The sequence below is a fragment of the Sphingobacterium siyangense genome (assembly GCF_007830445.1).
GTDB lineage: Bacteria > Bacteroidota > Bacteroidia > Sphingobacteriales > Sphingobacteriaceae > Sphingobacterium > Sphingobacterium siyangense.
Map to the genome: position 1 here is coordinate 26,200 of NZ_VLKR01000001.1, position 19,003 is coordinate 45,202.

The 19,003-nt window shown below is 39.8% G+C and carries 17 protein-coding genes; 9 read left to right on the forward strand and 8 right to left on the reverse strand.

What is annotated here, in order from left to right; all coding sequences use genetic code 11:
- The first annotated feature begins 27 nt into the window (after positions 1-27).
- From IQ31_RS00110 to IQ31_RS00120, 3 genes are all read left to right on the forward strand, one after another.
- On the forward strand, positions 28-393 hold the full coding sequence (locus IQ31_RS00110; RefSeq protein ID WP_075992655.1) for a VOC family protein: 366 nt from the start codon (positions 28-30) through the stop codon (positions 391-393).
- Positions 394-517: 124 nt separating this feature from the next.
- The gene (locus IQ31_RS00115; protein ID WP_145326749.1) at positions 518-958 is read left to right on the forward strand and encodes a carboxymuconolactone decarboxylase family protein; all 441 of its coding nucleotides are present in this window, start codon (positions 518-520) and stop codon (positions 956-958) included.
- A 137-nt stretch (positions 959-1,095) separates the two neighbouring features.
- Positions 1,096-1,608, forward strand: coding sequence for an SRPBCC family protein (locus IQ31_RS00120; RefSeq protein WP_145326750.1), 513 nt, complete (start codon positions 1,096-1,098; stop codon positions 1,606-1,608).
- Positions 1,609-1,687: 79 nt separating this feature from the next.
- Here the strand turns inward: IQ31_RS00120 and IQ31_RS00125 are convergent, their stop codons facing one another.
- The 8 genes from IQ31_RS00125 to IQ31_RS00160 form a co-directional block, all read right to left on the reverse strand.
- Complete coding sequence (locus tag IQ31_RS00125; protein ID WP_145326751.1) at positions 1,688-2,374, reverse strand: Bax inhibitor-1/YccA family protein; 687 nt, start codon at positions 2,372-2,374, stop codon at positions 1,688-1,690.
- Between the two features lie 125 nt (positions 2,375-2,499).
- Positions 2,500-3,939 carry a TolC family protein gene (locus IQ31_RS00130; protein ID WP_145326752.1) on the reverse strand — a complete coding sequence of 480 codons (1,440 nt, stop codon included), beginning with the start codon at positions 3,937-3,939 and terminating at the stop codon, positions 2,500-2,502.
- The gene (locus tag IQ31_RS00135; protein WP_088161595.1) at positions 3,932-7,096 is read right to left on the reverse strand and encodes an efflux RND transporter permease subunit; all 3,165 of its coding nucleotides are present in this window, start codon (positions 7,094-7,096) and stop codon (positions 3,932-3,934) included. Before IQ31_RS00135 ends, IQ31_RS00130 begins: the two co-directional genes overlap by 8 nt.
- A gap of 21 nt (positions 7,097-7,117) precedes the next feature.
- Positions 7,118-8,200 (reverse strand): efflux RND transporter periplasmic adaptor subunit, encoded by a 1,083-nt coding sequence (locus tag IQ31_RS00140; RefSeq protein ID WP_145326753.1) that lies wholly within the window; start codon positions 8,198-8,200, stop codon positions 7,118-7,120.
- 178 nt (positions 8,201-8,378) lie between these two features.
- Positions 8,379-8,780, reverse strand: a complete 402-nt coding sequence (locus IQ31_RS00145; protein ID WP_145326754.1) for a hypothetical protein — start codon at positions 8,778-8,780, stop codon at positions 8,379-8,381.
- 84 nt (positions 8,781-8,864) lie between these two features.
- A complete protein-coding gene (locus IQ31_RS00150) occupies positions 8,865-10,079 on the reverse strand; it encodes a DUF763 domain-containing protein (protein ID WP_088161597.1) in 1,215 nt (404 codons plus the stop codon).
- A gap of 158 nt (positions 10,080-10,237) precedes the next feature.
- Positions 10,238-10,888, reverse strand: coding sequence for a hypothetical protein (locus IQ31_RS00155; protein ID WP_145326755.1), 651 nt, complete (start codon positions 10,886-10,888; stop codon positions 10,238-10,240).
- A gap of 93 nt (positions 10,889-10,981) precedes the next feature.
- Positions 10,982-13,903: an FAD-binding and (Fe-S)-binding domain-containing protein gene (locus IQ31_RS00160; protein ID WP_244294261.1), complete on the reverse strand. Its 2,922-nt coding sequence runs from the start codon at positions 13,901-13,903 to the stop codon at positions 10,982-10,984.
- Between the two features lie 214 nt (positions 13,904-14,117).
- Here IQ31_RS00160 and IQ31_RS00165 point away from each other — a divergent pair, with 214 nt between their 5' ends.
- The 6 genes from IQ31_RS00165 (at position 14,118) to IQ31_RS27790 (ending at position 18,973) form a co-directional block, all read left to right on the forward strand.
- Complete coding sequence (locus IQ31_RS00165; protein WP_075992664.1) at positions 14,118-14,621, forward strand: FUSC family protein; 504 nt, start codon at positions 14,118-14,120, stop codon at positions 14,619-14,621.
- 184 nt (positions 14,622-14,805) lie between these two features.
- Positions 14,806-15,279: an Lrp/AsnC family transcriptional regulator gene (locus IQ31_RS00170; RefSeq protein ID WP_046673335.1), complete on the forward strand. Its 474-nt coding sequence runs from the start codon at positions 14,806-14,808 to the stop codon at positions 15,277-15,279.
- 18 nt (positions 15,280-15,297) lie between these two features.
- Positions 15,298-16,365 carry an EamA family transporter gene (locus tag IQ31_RS00175; RefSeq protein ID WP_145326756.1) on the forward strand — a complete coding sequence of 356 codons (1,068 nt, stop codon included), beginning with the start codon at positions 15,298-15,300 and terminating at the stop codon, positions 16,363-16,365.
- Positions 16,366-16,510: 145 nt separating this feature from the next.
- The gene (locus IQ31_RS00180; RefSeq protein ID WP_232475530.1) at positions 16,511-17,272 is read left to right on the forward strand and encodes a 5'-nucleotidase C-terminal domain-containing protein; all 762 of its coding nucleotides are present in this window, start codon (positions 16,511-16,513) and stop codon (positions 17,270-17,272) included.
- Positions 17,250-18,209 carry a bifunctional metallophosphatase/5'-nucleotidase gene (locus IQ31_RS00185; protein ID WP_120334364.1) on the forward strand — a complete coding sequence of 320 codons (960 nt, stop codon included), beginning with the start codon at positions 17,250-17,252 and terminating at the stop codon, positions 18,207-18,209. The genes IQ31_RS00180 and IQ31_RS00185 overlap by 23 nt, the downstream gene beginning before the upstream one ends.
- Positions 18,210-18,331: 122 nt before the next feature.
- On the forward strand, positions 18,332-18,973 hold the full coding sequence (locus IQ31_RS27790; RefSeq protein ID WP_244294263.1) for an MFS transporter: 642 nt from the start codon (positions 18,332-18,334) through the stop codon (positions 18,971-18,973).
- Positions 18,974-19,003 lie beyond the last annotated feature (30 nt).

Genomic DNA, 19,003 nt, shown 5'->3' on the forward strand with positions numbered 1-19,003 from the left:
CCTTAGTAAATTCTAGTTAACTATAACATGATACGGACAGAACCAATCATCGCAGTGGATAACGTTCCCAAAAGCTCACAATTCTACCAAAAGCTTTTAGGCTGTGCGAGTCAACATGGAGGAGAAACATTTGAAATTCTCACGGATAACGGAACTGTTATTCTCTGTTTACACAAATGGGGTGAACATGATCACCCTACTATGCGGAATCAAATACATGCAGGGAATGGATTCATATTATTCTTTAGAGTAGACAATTTAAAGCAAATTTTCGAAAACGCTACTTTGCTAAATGCAGTCATAGAGAAAGATATACATTACAATGAGAATTCTTTGAAGGATCAATTTATTCTACGTGACCCCGACAACTATTACCTGATTGTATCAGCCTAGTCAGATCTATTTGTTTGTCAATCGCATACAGGATTGTATTCATCGGTAAAATCTCCGTTCTTAAACCAGTTTAACTTTTGTATTGAATGTTTGATGCAACTTTGTCTTATCAAAATTTAAAACAATGACCACACGATTTAATATTGCAAAAGTAGATGCAACCGCCTATAAGGCGATGATGGGATTGGAAACATATCTCAACGATATTTTTTTAAATCCTATTCAGAAGGAACTCATAAAAATACGTGCTTCACAGATCAATGGCTGCGCCTTTTGCTTAGATATGCACACGAAGGATGCACTGAAGTGTGGTGAAACTCCACAACGGATATTTTTATTAAATGCCTGGCGAGAAACGGATCTATTCACCGAGGAAGAACAGATATTGTTGGAGATGACAGAAGAGATCACATTGATACATCAAAAGGGATTGACAGAAAGCACTTTTCAAAAAGCAAAAGAAATATTTGAAGAAAAGGAGATTGCACAGATTATTATGGCGATTATTACCATAAATGCATGGAATAGAATTGGTATCAGTACCCATTTGGAACTATTAAAATAGTGCTAGAGACTTCGTTAAAAAGCTTCTTCTACGATTAGGAGAAGCTTTTTCATTTACAAATAATTTCCTTTTATTTTCCTGTTAAAATCCCAATTATCATTTATCTTTATTAGGAAAACCTATATAAATACATGATTATGAAAATCATAAAAAAAATCCTCATTGTTTTAGCGGTCATCATCGCTATCCCCTTAATTACAGCGATCTTTGTCAGTAAAGACTTCTCGGCCCAAAGTGAGATCACGATCAATAAGCCAAAGCAGGAAATGTTCAACTATGTAAAAATGCTTAAGAACCAAGACAACTTTGGTGTATGGCAGCTTTCAGACCCGGAAATGAAAAAAACTGAACAGGGTGTAGATGGTCAAGTTGGCTATAAATCCAGCTGGGATGGTAAGAAAGTTGGTAAAGGTTCACAGACTATTACAAAAATAGTCGATGGCGAAATGATCGAAACATCCCTCGATTTCGGCATGGGTGAACCAGCCAAGGGTTATTTCATCTTAAAAGAGATCTCGCCTAATCAAACCTCGGTGACTTGGGGGATTTCAGGAAAATCGCCCTATCCATGGAACTTTATGAACTTATTTATGAATATGAACAAAGATTTCGATCAGGGACTGAAAAATCTGAAAAATAGACTAAAATAGAGACTATACAAAGCAAAAAAAGGTGGTTAAAATAAACTTTACTTTAACCACCTTTTCTTATTTTTAAAAGGAACAAAATTTATCTTCTGCGCATTAAAATTCGTAGAATGTACCAGAACAGCAACATTATTGATGAAAATAGCTGTAGGGCCGCCCCAACATATTGCTCGTTGCTGTAACTATACTTCAGATTTTGAGTTTGATAGAGTATGCTTCCGGAAGCGAGGCCAATCATTGCAACCGAGAACCATAATCCAAGCTCAAAACCAAAAATAGCACCAGCCACAATTGCCCCCAAGGATAAGAAGCCTCCAATTACCAGGATATTCCTGAGGAATGAAAAATCTTTATTGGATACAAATGCTACGACAGTAAGCCCGGTAAACAATGCCAAAGTCATTATACTTGCTTGATAAATGACACTAATTCCTTCTGTCATAAACACCGCCATAAAAATCATTGGCAGAAAGATAATTGCTTCCAGTACAATATAGAAAGCTAGTCCAAGATATTGGGTTTGACGGCTTTGCGAAAGCGTCCATCTTGATGAAAGTGTGGACCCTAACCAAAAACATCCCAATAAGAATAACCAAATAAATTTTCCGCTAACCATCCAAACGATAAAATCATAAGGGATCAATTTGATCAGCAAAGTTTCCAAAACGATAAATGCTAAAATCGAAAGCGCAACATGAAGATAAGTTTTTTTATAAAACACTCCCCTTTCAGCATCTTCATTGATTAGAATGTACTCTTGTGATTCCATAAAACAAATACGATTGATTAAATAAGGATTAAAAATAAGCATTAATTCTATTTCCACAAGAAAGAAGTTTGCATAGGCTTATAAAAAAAGAACCCCGCCTAGCGGGGTCCATTCAAACAAACAACTTATTTCCAGCCTCCTCCCAAATCTTTATAGATATTGACAACAGCATTGAGCTGCTGCTTCTTCGTTTCTATCAATTCAAGTTTCGAATCCAGCACATCGCGTTGTGTCATCAAAACCTCCATGTAGTCTGCCCTCGCTGATTTAAAGAGATCATTTGACACAGACACGGAATTATTCAGAACCTCAACTTCTTTTGTTTTGAAATCGTAGCTGCGCCCTAGGTTTTCAATATTAGAAAGTTGTGTAGAGACTTCTAAGTAAGCATTCAGAATTGTCTTCTCGTAATTATATACAGCCTGTATTTGTTTCGCGTTGGCCGTATTAAATTCCGCTTTAAGCCCATTCTTATTTATCAATGGTGCTGCAAGCTCCCCTATTAGATTATATAAAACTGATTCAGGCATCTTAAATAGATAGGAAGGCTTGAAGGCCTGCAAACCCAAAGCAGCCGAAATCTCCAACGAAGGGTAAAACTCTTTCCGTGCGATCTGTACGTCCAACTTCGCGGCAGCGAGCTCATACTCTGCCTCACGAATATCAGGTCTATTGCTCAGTAATTGGCTCGGTATGCCTGTTTGAACCTTCGCCGGGATCAAATCGACAAAATTGCTTTTGTCACGTTTGATCTCTTGTGGAAAACGCCCCAACAGAAAATTAATACGGTTTTCAGTTTCTTTGATCTGCTGCCTGGTCTCAAATTCCATACCTTTGGTTTTCAACACTTCAGCCTCAAACTTTTGAACCGCCAGTTCTGTTACACGAGCAGCCTGTTTCTGCAATCGGATTACCGCAAGCGCATTGTCCTGTAGCTCGATATTCTGTTTGATAATGGTCAACTGATTGTCCAATGCCAATAATTCATAATACGAACGGGCAACTTCGGCAATAAGGCTACTCAGGACAAAATTTTTCCCCTCCACAGTAGCAAGATAACGGTTGAGTGCGGCTTGCTCGGAGTCCTTAAGTTTTTTCCAAACGTCGATTTCCCAGCTTGCATACGCACCAATTGTCAAATCTCCTAGTGGATCCGGCATTTCCTTTCCAGGAGCAATTTCTGTACTGGCATCACCCGCCCCCTGGCTGGTATATCGTCCGACTTTTTCAACACCTCCTCCGGCACGTAAACCAACGGTAGGTTTTAACGCCCCTTTTCGTAAAAGAATATCGTTTTTTGCAATTGCCAACTCCTGCAAAGTAACATTCAGTTCCTGATTGTTTTTTAAGGCTGTATCTATTAATACAGCTAGATTTGGATCAGTAAAAAATTCACGCCACTTAACCGATGCTGAATTTGTTGTGTCAGATTTATCTACGTCTGTAAATTGCTGCGGAACAAATTTATTCTCCTGTATTTGTGTCGCTTTCGGAACCTTACATCCCGTCACTGCTGCTGAAAGCGAAAATGCAATGACCCATTGTATTTTTCTGCGATTAGTCATTATTATCAAGTTCTTCAGTTAATGGATTTTCATCCTCGTGTTTAATAAGCTTACGTCTAGAGGCAATAGTTCCGAAGATATAGTACAAGCCTGGTATCACTAAAATACCGAACACTGTTCCAAACAACATACCTCCCGCTGCTGCCGTACCGATCGTACGGTTTCCTATTGCACCTGGGCCAGACGCCATAACTAAGGGAATCAACCCTGCGATAAAGGCAAAAGATGTCATTAAAATAGGTCTAAACCTAACTTTTGCACCATCCAAGGCAGCTTCAATAATACTCAATCCTTGCGAATGCCGCTGAGCAGCAAACTCAACAATCAACACAGCATTTTTACCGAGTAAACCTATGAGCATGACCAAAGCGACCTGTGCATAAATGTTGTTTTCCAATCCCAATAATTTCAATAATAGAAAGGCACCGAAGATTCCTATTGGTAAAGAAAGCAATACCGCAAAAGGCATAATAAAGCTCTCATACTGAGCGGAAAGTATCAAATAAACGAAACCAAGACAAATTAAGAAGATATAAATTGCCTGATTTCCACGACCTACCTGATCTTTGGAGATACCAGCCCAGTCAATGCCATAACCTCGAGGTAACGTTTTGGCAGCGACTTCATTAATCACCTGAATTGCTTCACCACTACTGTAACCTGGTGCGGCAGAGCCTGAGATTTCGGACGCCATATACATATTGTGCCGAGTGATCTCAGAAAGACCATAAACCTTTTCCATATGCATAAATGCTGAAAATGGGACCATTTCGTCTTTTTCATTCTTCACATATAGCTTTAAGATATCCTCCGGCAAAGCCCTGTATTGGGGCAAAGCCTGAACCATAACTTTATATTGGCGGTCATACTTAATGAAGTTCGTTTCGTAATTACTACCAACCAAAGTCGAAAGCGTATTCAGCGCATTATCAATGGTAACACCCTTCTGTTGCGCCAGGTCATTGTCTATATGCAACATATACTGCGGAAAACTCGCGCTGTAAAAGGTAAATACAGACGATAATTCAGGTCTCTTGTTCAACTCACGCACAAAATCCTTACTTACCGTTTCCATTTTCTTGTAGTCACCAGAACCTGCTTTGTCCAGAAGACGAAGCTCAAACCCACCCGCGGCACCATAGCCCGGTACGGCTGGTGGTTGGAAAAACTCGATAGACGCCCCGGGGATATTTTTGGCAGCAGCCTCTAGTTGCTCAATAATCTCTTGCGAGGATTCTTTACGTTCTTCCCAGCTTTTCAAGTTGATCAAACAAGTACCTGTATTTGCTCCAGTTCCTTCAGTCAGGATTTCATAACCAGCTAACGACGATACCGATTGTACACCATCAATGTTTTCAGCTTCTTTTTGCAATGTCTGGGCCGCTAAATTGGTTCGTTCCAATGTCGATCCTGGCGGCGTTTGAATAATGGCATAAATCATCCCCTGGTCTTCATTGGGGATAAAACCTGCAGGAACAGCATTATTCAAAAAGTAGGCTCCAATACAAAAACCAATTAATACTAAAAATGTAAACACCCGTTTATCCACTATCCCTTTCAACAAGTAAACATATTTGTTGGACATCTTATCAAACAATCTATTGAAGGAATCAAGAAACTTGTCGATAATGGATTTCTTTCTTGCCTTGCCATGATTATTCTTCAGCATGATCGCACATAATGCAGGAGTCAGTGTCAATGCCACAACACCCGATAAGATGATAGATGTCGCCATGGTAATGGAAAACTGCCGATAGAATATCCCTACGGGACCCGACATAAAGGCAACGGGGATAAAAACCGCCGCCATAAGGAAGGTGATCGCAACAATGGCACCGCTGATTTCATGCATTGCTTTTTTGGTTGCCTTATAGGCCGAAATATGAAGCTCTTCCATTTTGGCATGGACGGCTTCAATAACCACAATCGCATCATCCACGACCACACCAATGGCAAGCACCAATGCAAATAGGGTGATCAAGTTAATGGTAATTCCAAAAAATTGCATGAACAAAAATGATCCCACCAATGAAACCGGCACTGCAATGGTTGGAATTAAGGTCGAGCGCCAATCTCCTAAGAATAGAAAAACGACAATAGCAACAAGCACAAATGCTTCCAATAAAGTATGGACTACCTTTTCCATGGATGCATCCAAAAATTTTGAAACGTCATAGCTAATTTCGTAATCCAGCCCTTTAGGAAAAGATGCCTTCAATTCCTTCATTTTGCTTTTAACGTCTTGGATTACCTGAGAAGCATTACTTCCATAGGATTGTTTTAAGACAATCGCTGCGGATGGTTTTCCATTCAGTGTAGAATAGATATCATACATCGCCGAACCGAATTTGATGTCCGCAACATCTTTTAAGCGTAACATTTCACCATTTTCACCCGCACGTAACACGATATTGCCATAGCCTTCAGTTGTCGTAAAACGTCCGGGGTATTTCAATACATATTCGAAAGATTGGGAGGTCATACCAGACGACTCGCCGGCTTTACCTGGTGAAGCTTCCAAACTCTGCTCTGATAAGGCTTTCATCACCTCTTCTGCAGAAATCTTGTAGGCTGTCATACGATCTGGTTTCAACCAGATACGCATCGCCAATTCGCGCGTTCCAAGAATATTAGCCACCCCAACACCGTCTACACGACGTAATTCGGAGACAATATTCATGTCAGCATAGTTATACATAAAGTTTCCATCAAGCTCTTTGTCTTTGCTATAGAGATTGATGTACATGAGCATGTTGGATTCTTCACGTGTAATCTTCACCCCCTCACGTACCACAATTGGAGGAAGCTTATTCACCACAGAAGCCACACGGTTCTGCACATTTAATGAAGCCTGATTCGGATCTGTTCCTAGGTTAAATACCACCTGGATACTTGCTTCCCCGTCGTTACCGGCGTCAGAAGCCATGTATTTCATGCCCGGAACCCCATTTATCGCCCGCTCTAGCGGTATGATAACTGATTTAATCATCAACTCACCATTTGCTCCAGGATACTCGGCAGTGATATTCACCTTCGGTGGCGATATAGATGGAAATTGTGTTACAGGAAGCTGTACCATAGAAAGCACACCCAAAAACACAATGATCAGTGATATAACGATCGAAAGTACTGGTCTATTTATAAAACGACTAAACATAGTAATTTAAGTGTAAGGGGTCTATTCTGTTTTTAACTTCAAATTTGAAATGGCGTCTTTAGGTTGCACAAAGCTGTAGCTGATTTTATCATCTTCTTTCGCTTTCTGAATACCGTCCAACAAAAATTTATCATCTTTTTGAAGTCCACTCGTTACCACATACAGATCTGGTAGGGAGTTACCGATTGTGATATGACGAGCTTTTAATTTGCCATCCTTATCGACTACATACACATATTTACGGTCCTGCATTTCGTATGTCGCTTTCTGTGGAATAATTAAAACCTGTTTCAACGGAAAGTTCATCACCACCTTGCCGCTCTCGCCATGTTTTAATAGACGGTTTGGATTGGGGAATTTCGCTCTAAAAGCAATATTTCCAGTTTCACTGTTAAATTCACTTTCTATGGTCTCTACAAGACCATTTTGAGCAAATAGCTCATTATTGGCCAGTAGCAGGCCCACATGGGTATCCCCGCGTTTACTAACGTTAGTTTGATAACTTAAATATTCTGGTTCGGAAACATTGAAATAAACCAACATCTCACTATTATCGGACAGACTTGTCAATAATTCGCCTTCATCCACCAAACTTCCCAATTTCAATGGAATCCGATCAATGGTTCCGTCAAAAGGTGCCCTGATTTCTGTAAAGGAGAGATGTAATTTTGCAATCGCTGCCTCAGCTTTGGCTTGCTCAAGCTTCGCTTTAGCCATAGCGAGTTCGTTGGGCGATACAACATTTTTATCAGCTAATGTTTTTGTATTTTGAACTTCAATTTCTGCTACATTAACTTCTGCAGAAGATTTGCGGTATTCGGCCTCATACATCTTCGGCATAATCCGAAAAAGGAGTTGCCCTTTATGGACAAATTGTCCTTCATCCACGAAAATCTGCTCAAGATAGCCTTTCTCTTGAGCCCGAAGCTCAATATTTCGGAAAGATCTAATCTGGGAGACAAAATCCTTACGGATAGTTGTATCCATTTGTACCGGAGAGGTCGCTGTAAATTTCTCTTTTTCTTCCTTTTCTTCCTTTTTGGAAGTACACCCGATTTGGCATAAGCTAATAGCCAAACTAGCGAGCATAAATACTCTTTTCATTTGTAAGCGTCTAATTAAAAAAATAAGTTTGATTGTTTGTTGTGCTGGTTGGTGAAATAACCTCTATTTTGGTTTATGGCCGTTTCGACTTGTTAATAGATTGTACAAATCGATTACAACGCAATGGAGCATCCCTTAGGATATCCACCAAAGCATATGAAATTTCGAAGGGTATATTTTAAATTCTCCAGTTTTGTTGAAGAACGTATCTTTGAGGGAAAAGATAGGCTATGAAATTGCGAAAAGGAATCTTCTTTGCAAATCGAAAAACAAAAACAAAAAGGACAATTGCAAAAAGCAGCAGCGCAACAAATTGAGACGTTACCTGCAAATCCTTGGTCAATTGAAAATTCTCGGCATCAAACTCCTCTATAACGGGATTATCACTGTGTATATTACCATAAAATAGCGGATCGATGTGATTAACCGATGCATCAATATACTTCTGCACGTCGGCATGATTATGCTGATACATAAAACTGACAGCTGGTCGATCGGATTCAATGAGCACAGCATGGCTATTACTGCTTCTGATAAATAAGAAGCATAGGAAAAGGAGTATGGTAATAACCGCTTTCATTGCGGAGCAAATATACTAGCGTACAAATAATTTTAACCATCTTTAACACATTTTAACAAAACAATTACAATCTACAGATTTCCGCTAGAAAAGTGATAATTGCAAACCCCGTCCATTTGTTCGCAAAGGTGCTGCATCTCCAAAGACTGTCCTGCCTCCATACTTCCAAGAATCCCTTCGTTCCTCTGCTATAATTTGCTGAATATCAAACTGTGGCTGAAAATCTTTTTCGCTATCCAGGACGATCTGGTGCAACTTGTTGATTGATTTTAACTTTTCACCATAACCCAGTTTAGATTTTTCAACACCTTTTTGTAAAATCTGAATGCTCTCATCGTAAATGGTCAATGGAACCGGAAAAGGATGTCCATCTTTTCCTCCATGAGCAAAGGAAAATCGAGCGGGGTCGTTGAACCGTGAAGGCGCACCGTGGATCACCTCACTAACCAAGGCCAATGACTGTAACGTGCGGGGGCCAACTCCTTTTAACAGCAGCAGATCTTCAAAATGGCTTGGTTGACTTTCTCGGGCGACGTACAACATCGCTCCCAATCTTTTCAAGTCAACATCCGAAGCACGTACATCGTGATGAGCTGGCATAATAAGTTTAGCGAAATCTTGCATTACTTTACTTGAATCCTCTCCCACTATAGTCATGATACCTGCTCTATTGGCTGCCGCTTCTGCAGCTGTCAAGTTGAGGATTATACCTTGCGAAGGCCCACTGATACCAGCATGAGGTTCTTCAACGAACGATTTTACCTTTTCAGAATGCCAATGGTAGCGACGAGCAGTACCGTCCTTTTCATGCATACCTTGTTGGACAACAGACCAATTTCCCTGATCTGTTACGATAAAATTATGTAAATACAGTTGGTAACCATCTTGAATGGCTGTGTTATCCACTTTAGCGACAAGCTTACTGCTGCGAATCAAGCCGTTGCCATCCAACCCAATTCGATCTGACAACCGAAGTAGCTCCTGTGGAGTCTGCATAGACAACTTGCCTTTCCCCCCACAGATATAAAGCCCCAGCGACTTCGCATCTGGATTAATAGCGCGTTTTAATGCTCCCATAACAGCCGTTGTGATCCCCGAAGAATGCCAATCCATCCCGAGAACGGCACCAAAACTCTGAAACCAGAATGGATCCGCCAGTCTTCTTAAAACTTCATCTTTACCATAATCCATGAGTATAACTTCAACTATTGAACGACCTAGAGAAGCCATACGTTCGTAAAGCCACGCTGGTACTTTTCCATAGTGTAATGGGAGATCTGCAATGCCGGACCGTTTCATTGTAAACTAAATATATTAGCACAAATCTATCTCTTTTTCATATAAAATAAAAACGGCTAGATAATTTCTAGCCGTTTTTATTTTATAATCAATCTATATACTACACCTGAGCATATAACTTAGGGCTCATCGAAGTAGTGGCACATGTCACAGCTTCACTATTTACCGGTTAACGCTGATAAAAATCCAGCTCGGAACGAAGGATCTTTCTCTGAAAATTCAATAGAATGCTTATACGTGTCTACATTAAAGAAGAGCTCCGCTGGAGCAGCTTTTTTATTGTCCAAAAATAGTTTAAAGCTATATGCTGTTTTTTTGGACAAGTCAGCATTCACCTTATTGGATGAAAAGACATTCGGAAGAATTACATCTTTTGTAAAAGAATCAGTTGTAGGCGTCTGAAATAAGTCACCTAACGCTCTAATTAAATTATCAGACTGTTGACCCGATGACGAGATTCTAATTTTACCTTTGGTAAAACCGACGTCATCACTCGGCTGGCCGTCTATTATACCTGCGGGTATAAAATCTATAATCTCAAACTTCGCTCCAACAGTATCTTGTTTGTAAAGAGATTTTGTGATATAAATCCGACTTGAATCGGTTAAGATCTCATCTGTGATACGTAGAAAAAAGTTCTTCTTTTCTGCGCCCGGTGTACCATTCGTAAATTGTTCGATTTTTACACCTTCAATTTTGTTAACCGTTGTTGTATCACTTCCATCAGTTTTCTTCTGATTGGAATTTCCGCAACTAGCCATCAGCACCGTAGCGGTTGCAAGAAATGCTATAGATTGAATCTTGTACATATTGAATTGTTTGTTATCAGTTATTAATGAATATTGCTCTTATAATATTACCATTATTACTGATAACAAACAACTATTATCAATGTTTTTATTTTATTTCAATAAAGCATCGTATAAAATTTCCACAGGATGATAAGATTTTCTTCCTACACCATCTTTAATCTGATGCCTACAGGAAGTACCCGCCGCAGCAATTAGCGTATCGGATGATGTTTTACGTATGGTTGGTAACAAAACCAGCTCGGCCACTTTCATCGAAACATCATAATGTTCAGCCTCATAACCAAATGATCCTGCCATACCACAACAGCCCGAAGGAATAGTTTCTACGCTAAAATTCGTCGGGAATGATAGAACCTGTTCTGTCACAGTCACGAGGTGAAAAGCCTTTTGGTAACAGTGACCATGCAGCTTTATCTTTTTTGTTGTTCCAGTAAACTGTTCCGGATGAATACGCCCAGCCTTCATTTCAGTCAACAGAAATTCGTCAATCATCAACGCATTTTTGGCTACTTTTTGTGCGTCAACCCGCAAATCATCGTCTACTAAACTCAAATACTCGTCTCTAAATGTAATTATCCCTGATGGTTCAACGCCTAAAAGTGGCGTATCATCCGTAATTAACCCCTTTAGGAAATGGATATTTTGATTCGCAATCTTCTTTGCTTCTTTCACAAACCCTTTGGAAAGATAAGTCCGCCCACTTTGCACATGTTTTGGAATGATTACTTCATACCCCAATGCCGTCAATAATTTATATGCTGTAATACCGATCTCTGCATCATTATATTCCGTAAACTCATCCGAAAAAAGATAAACACGACGCTTGGCATCACTTACCACTGCTTGTTTTTTTACCCATTGGGTTAAGGTCGTGCCATTGACGGTTGGCAAGGAACGCTTTGGCGCAAATCCGACTGTTTTTTTGACCATTCCTGACAAGAAATCATTTTTGACCACAAAATTATAAAGAGGTGCAACCCACGATCCGAGTTTCTGAGACTGGGTGAAATTAGCAATTAATTTTGTTCTAAACCCCGCACCATGCTCATCATAATAGTGTTGTAGAAATTCTGCTTTCATTTTAGCAACATCTACGCTGGAAGGACACTCCGTTTTACAGCCTTTGCAACTTAAACAGAGATCCATGACCTCTTTGATCTCTTCATGATCGAAACGGTTTTTCTTTGTAGAATTCGTCAAAAACTGACGCAGCATATTTGCCCGTGCCCGTGTTGTATCTTTTTCATCACGTGTAGCCATAAACGACGGACACATTGTTCCTCCTGTAATTTCAGTCTTTCGGCAATCTCCCGAACCAGAACACTTCTCCGCCAACCGAAGGATAGACTCATCTTTAGAAAAATCGAAGTAGGTCTTTATTTCAGTTCGGTTGCTATCGTTGTCATAACGCAAATGAGAATCCATCGGCGGTGTGTTGACAATCTTATTTGCATTAAAAACTCCCTGTGGGTCAAAGATGAATTTGACTTCCTCAAGTAATTTGTAAACTTTTTCGCCAAGCACTTTACCAATAAACTCTCCGCGCAGACGACCATCACCGTGCTCACCACTCAGCGAACCGTTATATTTTAACACAAGATCACTCGTTTTCTCGAGGATTGAACGAAAAGTACGTTTACCGGCCGCTGTTTTCAGATTTACAAAGGGTTCGATATGCAGCTCTCCCGCTCCTGCATGCGCATAATAAGATGCATGTACTCCCTCTTCTATCAAAAGCTTTTGAATATCACGCACGTAAGCAGGTAGATCCTCAGGCGAAACAGCACAATCTTCAATCAAATTTACAGGCTGACTGTCCCCAGGCAAATTACGGATTAAACCAAGGCCCGCTTTGCGCACATCCCAAACTAAATTCGTCTGTTCAATACCGGTAATATAAGGATAGGCATATCCTAAGCCACGAGCAATTAGATCTGCTTTCAATGCCATCGCTTTCGCCTCTGTTTCGGCAGCTGTAAGCCCCCTAAACTCAACAATTAATAAAGCCTGTGGATCCCCCTCAATAAAAAAACGATTATACTTATAGGTTGGATGCCCAACCGTGAAATCCAAGATGTATTTGTCTACCAATTCAGATGCTTCTGGTTTATGTTCCAAGGCAATCACGTTGCCATGCATGCACTCCACCATATCAGCAAAGTGGACACAGAGTAAACCTAGTTCCTGAGGTGGTAAGGACATCAGTTTGAGTTTCGCTTCTGTAACGATAGCCAAAGTTCCTTCGGATCCTGCTAATAAATTACACATATTGAAAGGGGCCGAATGATCAGCAAGAATATCCAATGCATAACCGGTATTTCTTCTTGTGATGGATCGTTTGGGGTAGCCCGCTTCTATGGCACTTAAATGCTGTGGATCTGTCAATAATTCATTCATATTACGATAGATATCCCCCTCACGACCAGCTAATAATAATTTCTTAAAATATGCTGCTTCATCAATCGCCTCAAAAGTCACTTCAGAACAGTCGTCCAAAAGTACGTTGGCCGAAATCAAATTGTGCCGTGTATCTCCCCAGACAATTGAATGCAAACCCGAAGAGTTATTGCCAATCATTCCACCAACCATGGCACGGCTTGCCGTCGAAGTTTCAGGCCCAAACATCAGTCCGAATGGTTTAAGATAACTATTTAAGTCGTCACGAATCACACCTGGCTGCACCCGAACCCACTGCTCTTCGACATTAAGTTCAATAATACCGTTAAAATGACGAGAAATATCCATAATAATACCATAGCCTACAACCTGTCCCGCCAAAGAGGTACCGGCAGTACGTGGTATTATAGTTATCCTCTGCTGCTGCGCAAAATCAATTAATTTTTTAATGTCATCAATATCAGCTGGTATTGCTACAGCCAACGGCTTTTCCTGATAAACCGACGCATCGGTCGAATAAGCAAGCAACATTGTTTGATCCTTGGTTTCATTGGTATAAAAGAGCTCCCCCTTGAGTTGAGACGCTAATAAGGCTAATTGATTTTGATCTTTCACTTAATCTGCATTTAATGTATGAAACAAATTTAGTCAAATTTATGCATCGGAAAAAGAGATGAATGCAAGAAACGCACAAATCAAAAACAAAAAACGCATAAAAACGCAAAACAGGGTAATTTACCACAAAAGTCAATTTTATTTCGTTCCTTCAAACAATGCGTGTATTTTTGTGGCGCTACATCATTTAGTTAACGATTGATATCTTCCTTATATGCGTAATCTATTCCTTCGCTATACGCTTCATTCTGATTTTATTATATACACCATTCGGGTATTGATTGGCTTCCTTATAGGCTACCCACTCTTTGTATCCTTTCCCCAGTATTCTGTTTCTTGGACACTCATATCGATTATCCTGGTCATTTCGCCGCAAGAGAATGAATCAAAAAAAATAGCTATCGATCGCGCTAAATCCAATTTTATAGGTTCGGCAATCGGGCTTAGTTTATATTTTGTACCTATTTCACAACTGTACGCCATGATTATTGGCATTGTCGCGTCGTTGATCACATGTAAGCTACTCAACATCATGGCTGTGGCGCGAACATCTATGGTCGCACTAATTATCGTCTACCTTCATGAACAGCAAAGCCGCTCCTACTTCGCTGCCTTGGATCGCTTTGGCTGTGTCTGTTTAGGTTGTCTGATTGGATTGGGGGTCATCCTGTCTACAAGAAATATTATTCTGAAATTAAGAAAAAGGTATAATTGTTGAATTATATCGCTAGGCAACCTAAAAAGCAATATACTTACTTTCAACACCATAACCCAGATGGTTATGATTTCTTTACAATAAATTCGAATAAAATTCATATATCATTCCGCTTTATCAGAATAATATTCAGAATTGTATAAATAATTTTGAATATTATACTTTTTTACCTACCTTTGCAGTCGAAATGACAAAAGTAGAATATAATTTAGACCAAGTCGACTATAAAATCTTGCGCTTAATGCAGGATAATGGACGGATCAACAATGCCGATATCGCAAGAGAGTTAGGCATGGCACCATCAGCAATTCTCGAGCGCGTAAAGAAGCTTGAGCAAAAAGATGTGATTTTAAAATATAGTGCCAAGATCAATCCTGCCGCTGTCGATCAGAAACTTTTATCGTTTATTTTTATCAAAGCCAATGATATTATTGGCGAACAGGGTGTAGGGTTGGCACTTGCCGAAATCCCCGAAGTTCAAGAAGTACATGACATTGCAGGTGATGATGGTTACCTTATTAAAGTAAGAACTGCAGATTCTACAGGTTTAGTGGATCTCATGCGAAATACCTTAAGTAAAGTTGAAGGTATTATTTCAACGCGAACAACAATTGTACTTCAGACAGTCAAGGAAGATCAGCAGGTTGTGATACCTGAGTAATAGAAAGGAGGTTTAATTATGTTGCAAGGACAAAAAAAGGCAGCTAGCCCAGTAATGGTTGTTGTTGCTTATTTCATTATTTATGTGGTATGGGGCTCTACCTTTTTCTTTATAGAAAAAGCATTGCATAGTTTCCCCCCATTTATTTTGGGTTCGTTTCGATTTGTTGCAGCCAGTGCAATCCTAATGACATATTGCGCCATAAAAGGATATAAATTATTTAACAAGCGTTCTATTCAGGAGGCCGCAATCGTAGGTTTTTTATTGCTCTTTGTCGATATGGCAGGGGTTATCTGGGCTGAGCAATATGTATCTGGTGGTGTTGCCGCTATTATTGCTGCTGCTGCTGCAATCTGGTTTATATTATTGGACAAACCAAAATGGAAAGAAAACTTTAGCAGCATTAGCACAGTTGCTGGTGTAGCATTAGGTTTCTGTGGTGTTGTGATGCTATTTGCTGAACAGATCATGGCGACCAATGACAATACAGATGGCACCCTTAAGGTGATTGCCTTATCGATTTTAGTATTGGGTTCTATCGCTTGGACTGTAGGTTCATTGATTTCCAAGTATTTTAAAAAATCTGAAAAAGAAGAAAAAGAGGATCTACATGTTATGGTGAAGACCGCGTGGCAAATGGTTACCGCGGGTGTACTCTTTAATATCACGGCGCTTTTTACCGGCGAATATGCGTCATTTACACTGCGTAGTGTGGCGCCTGTAGATTGGTTCAATTTGGGGTATTTAATTACATTTGGCTCAATTCTTGCTTTTAGCTCTTATATTTGGTTATTGCAGGTGCGTCCAGCAATGGAAGTAAGTACCTATGCGTATGTGAACCCAATTATTGCACTTATTTTAAGTCATTTTTTCACTTCGCACGTGGTAACCTCCTTGCAAATTGTCGGTTTAGCCGTTATTCTATTTTCAGTCTTGTTAATGAACTGGAAAGCGTATCGCACCAAACTGTCGTCGCGCAGCAAAAGGAAAAAGATCATCCAACAAGGTAATAAGCTGGAGAACTTGAAAACAGCAGATCGCCAAATGGATGCCAATACTATTCCTGACACGGAATTGGTTCACTAGGTTGTTATTTTTCTAATTATATGGACAAAGCTTAATGTGTAACAATGTTAAGCTTTTGTTGTTTTTAAAAATTAGCTAACATTGGATAAGATTTGTTCATATATAATTGGCTAACTTTGCAAAGTATTTGGTTAAATTAAAAAGAATGAATATATCGAAGCAAATTGCCTTTATTGGTAGCCTTGGTGTCGCTTCGCTTTTGATGGTTACAGGTTGTACAAAACAGCTCCATCCAACGCAGAAAGATTTCCAACAATATCATATCAATAGCGATATGCAAGCTGATCCTGCGGTCGTATCAATCTACGAGCCCTTCAAGCACAAAATGGAAGCGGAAATGAACCGTGTGATTGGACATGCGGACAAGGCATTGACAAAAGAGAAAACAGCGGAAACATTAATGGGCAACTTTTTTTGTGAAGCCTTGTTGTGGATGAGTGAACATAATGCCCATAACCCTGCGGATTTAGCTTTCGCAACAAAGGGTGGGATTCGAAATGACCTTAAAGCAGGAGATATTACCGTAGGACATATTTTCGAGGTTATGCCCTTTGAGAACACGTTGACTATACTCGAACTAAAGGGTAGTCAGATTCGTCAGCTTGCTGACTATATTGCAACAACACATGGTCAACCTATTGCTGGAATGACTTTGACAATTACAGGCAACAAAGTTCAGGACATCAAGATCAAAGGTCAAGCTATTGAAGACGATAAGTTATATAAACTAGTGACCTATGATTATCTTGCCAATGGTGGTGACAACCTTACCCTGTTGACACAACCTGTATCGCGGGCAGATTATCCGCAACGTATGCGTGAAGGTTTGATTGAATATGTGAGTGAATTAACGAAAGAAGGCAAAAAAGTAAATGCAGAATTAGATGGAAGAATTAAAATCAATTAACCGAAGATCATTTATCAAGCAAGTTGGTGGATTTTCTGCTGCAGTTGCTTTGGGATCACTTCCTTTTCAAGTCGACGCGAAGAGCAAAAAGGTAAAACTTACAATTTTACATACCAACGATGTTCATAGCCGTATTGAACCGTTTCCAATGGACGGCGGTAAATATCAGGGATTGGCTGGTGTTGCACGCAGAAGTACGCTTATCAATAAAATCCGTAAAGAAGAAGAACATCTTCTATTACTGGATGCGGGCGATATGTTTCAAGGTACCCCCTATTTTAATCTTTTTGGAGGAAAACTTGAACTTGATCTCATGACAAAACTGGGTTATGATGCGGGGACATTCGGAAATCATGAATTTGACAATGGTCTTAACGGTCTTGTAAAATACCTGGATCACGCTAAATTTCCATTCTTAACGGCCAATTACGACTTCAAAGGGACTGTATTGGAGGGGAAAACCCAGGATTATACCATATTCCATAAAGGTGGAATAAAAATAGGTGTGTTTGGACTAGGAGTAGATATTGAAGGATTGGTTGACCCCAATAACTTCAAGGGAATGAAATATTTGGATCCTATTGAAGTATCCAACAAGGTGGTCCGCATATTGAAGGAAAAACACAAATGTGATTTGGTCATCTGTTTATCGCATTTGGGCTATCAATATGAAAACGATAAAGTGTCAGATCTCATCCTTGCCGCTAAAACCTCAGATATCGACCTAATTATCGGCGGCCATACCCACACCTTCTTAAATGAACCAACACTGGTTACTAATTTAAAAGGAACAAAAACCGTTGTGAACCAAGTCGGTTTTGCCGGGATTAATCTGGGACGTATTGACTTTATTATGGAACCGGGGTCTGAGAAGAAACAAATGGTCGCAAGTACCTATCAGGTCAATCCTTCAATTCCAGAGTCCATGTTGGCATAATATGATCTAATTTTAATAAATGCCAAGTTGACTAATCAATTTGGCATTTTTTTTACCAATACTACAAGAAGACGTATGAATTAAAAAACTTATACGATCTATACAAGCTGATTCATCATTCAATGAAAAGAATTTTATCGATATACCTCGACTCCTTTAAGGGACTGTCTCAAGCCGCATGGCTACTTGCCATAGTTATGCTCATCAATAGAATGGGAAGCATGGTGATTCCCTTTCTTGGACTCTACATGACCCAGGTTCTACATTTTGACATTAAACAAGTTGGTGTGGTATTGATGAGTTATGGATTCGGCTCCGTTTGTGGTTCTTACATAGGTGGCTGGCTGACTGACCGGATTGGCAGCTTCAAGGTTCAGTTCGGAAGTCTCGTATTGGCCGCTCCTTTATTCTTACTGATTCCACATTTCAAAGAGGTGCAGTCGTTATCCATCATGATTTTTACGTTAAGCTTAATCTTCGATGCCTTTAGACCTGCAAACTCGGTGTCAGTGGCGAGTTATGCTAAACCAGAAAATATCACGCGTGCTTTTTCATTGAATCGCCTAGCGATAAATTTGGGATTTTCAATCGGCCCAGCGGTTGCTGGCTTTTTGGCCACCATCTCATTCAATTGGATCTTTTATGGAAATTCTTTTGCCGTCCTTTGCGCTGCAGTGATTTTCTTTGTCTTTTTTCATAAACGAGAAAAAAGAAGCGATATCAAATCAAAAAAAGAGATTATTCCTGAAAACGAATTGCCTTAAAAAGGACGAAACCCTTATACAGACTTACCA

Coding starts and splice junctions, on each gene's coding strand:
- IQ31_RS00110 (WP_075992655.1), top strand. CDS start 28: ATGATACGGACAGAACCAATCATCGCAGTGGATAACGTTCCCAAAAGC.
- IQ31_RS00115 (WP_145326749.1), top strand. CDS start 518: ATGACCACACGATTTAATATTGCAAAAGTAGATGCAACCGCCTATAAG.
- IQ31_RS00120 (WP_145326750.1), top strand. CDS start 1,096: ATGAAAATCATAAAAAAAATCCTCATTGTTTTAGCGGTCATCATCGCT.
- IQ31_RS00125 (WP_145326751.1), bottom strand. CDS start 2,374: ATGGAATCACAAGAGTACATTCTAATCAATGAAGATGCTGAAAGGGGA.
- IQ31_RS00130 (WP_145326752.1), bottom strand. CDS start 3,939: ATGACTAATCGCAGAAAAATACAATGGGTCATTGCATTTTCGCTTTCA.
- IQ31_RS00135 (WP_088161595.1), bottom strand. CDS start 7,096: ATGTTTAGTCGTTTTATAAATAGACCAGTACTTTCGATCGTTATATCA.
- IQ31_RS00140 (WP_145326753.1), bottom strand. CDS start 8,200: ATGAAAAGAGTATTTATGCTCGCTAGTTTGGCTATTAGCTTATGCCAA.
- IQ31_RS00145 (WP_145326754.1), bottom strand. CDS start 8,780: ATGAAAGCGGTTATTACCATACTCCTTTTCCTATGCTTCTTATTTATC.
- IQ31_RS00150 (WP_088161597.1), bottom strand. CDS start 10,079: ATGAAACGGTCCGGCATTGCAGATCTCCCATTACACTATGGAAAAGTA.
- IQ31_RS00155 (WP_145326755.1), bottom strand. CDS start 10,888: ATGTACAAGATTCAATCTATAGCATTTCTTGCAACCGCTACGGTGCTG.
- IQ31_RS00165 (WP_075992664.1), top strand. CDS start 14,118: ATGCGTAATCTATTCCTTCGCTATACGCTTCATTCTGATTTTATTATA.
- IQ31_RS00170 (WP_046673335.1), top strand. CDS start 14,806: ATGACAAAAGTAGAATATAATTTAGACCAAGTCGACTATAAAATCTTG.
- IQ31_RS00175 (WP_145326756.1), top strand. CDS start 15,298: ATGTTGCAAGGACAAAAAAAGGCAGCTAGCCCAGTAATGGTTGTTGTT.
- IQ31_RS00180 (WP_232475530.1), top strand. CDS start 16,511: ATGAATATATCGAAGCAAATTGCCTTTATTGGTAGCCTTGGTGTCGCT.
- IQ31_RS00185 (WP_120334364.1), top strand. CDS start 17,250: ATGGAAGAATTAAAATCAATTAACCGAAGATCATTTATCAAGCAAGTT.
- IQ31_RS27790 (WP_244294263.1), top strand. CDS start 18,332: ATGAAAAGAATTTTATCGATATACCTCGACTCCTTTAAGGGACTGTCT.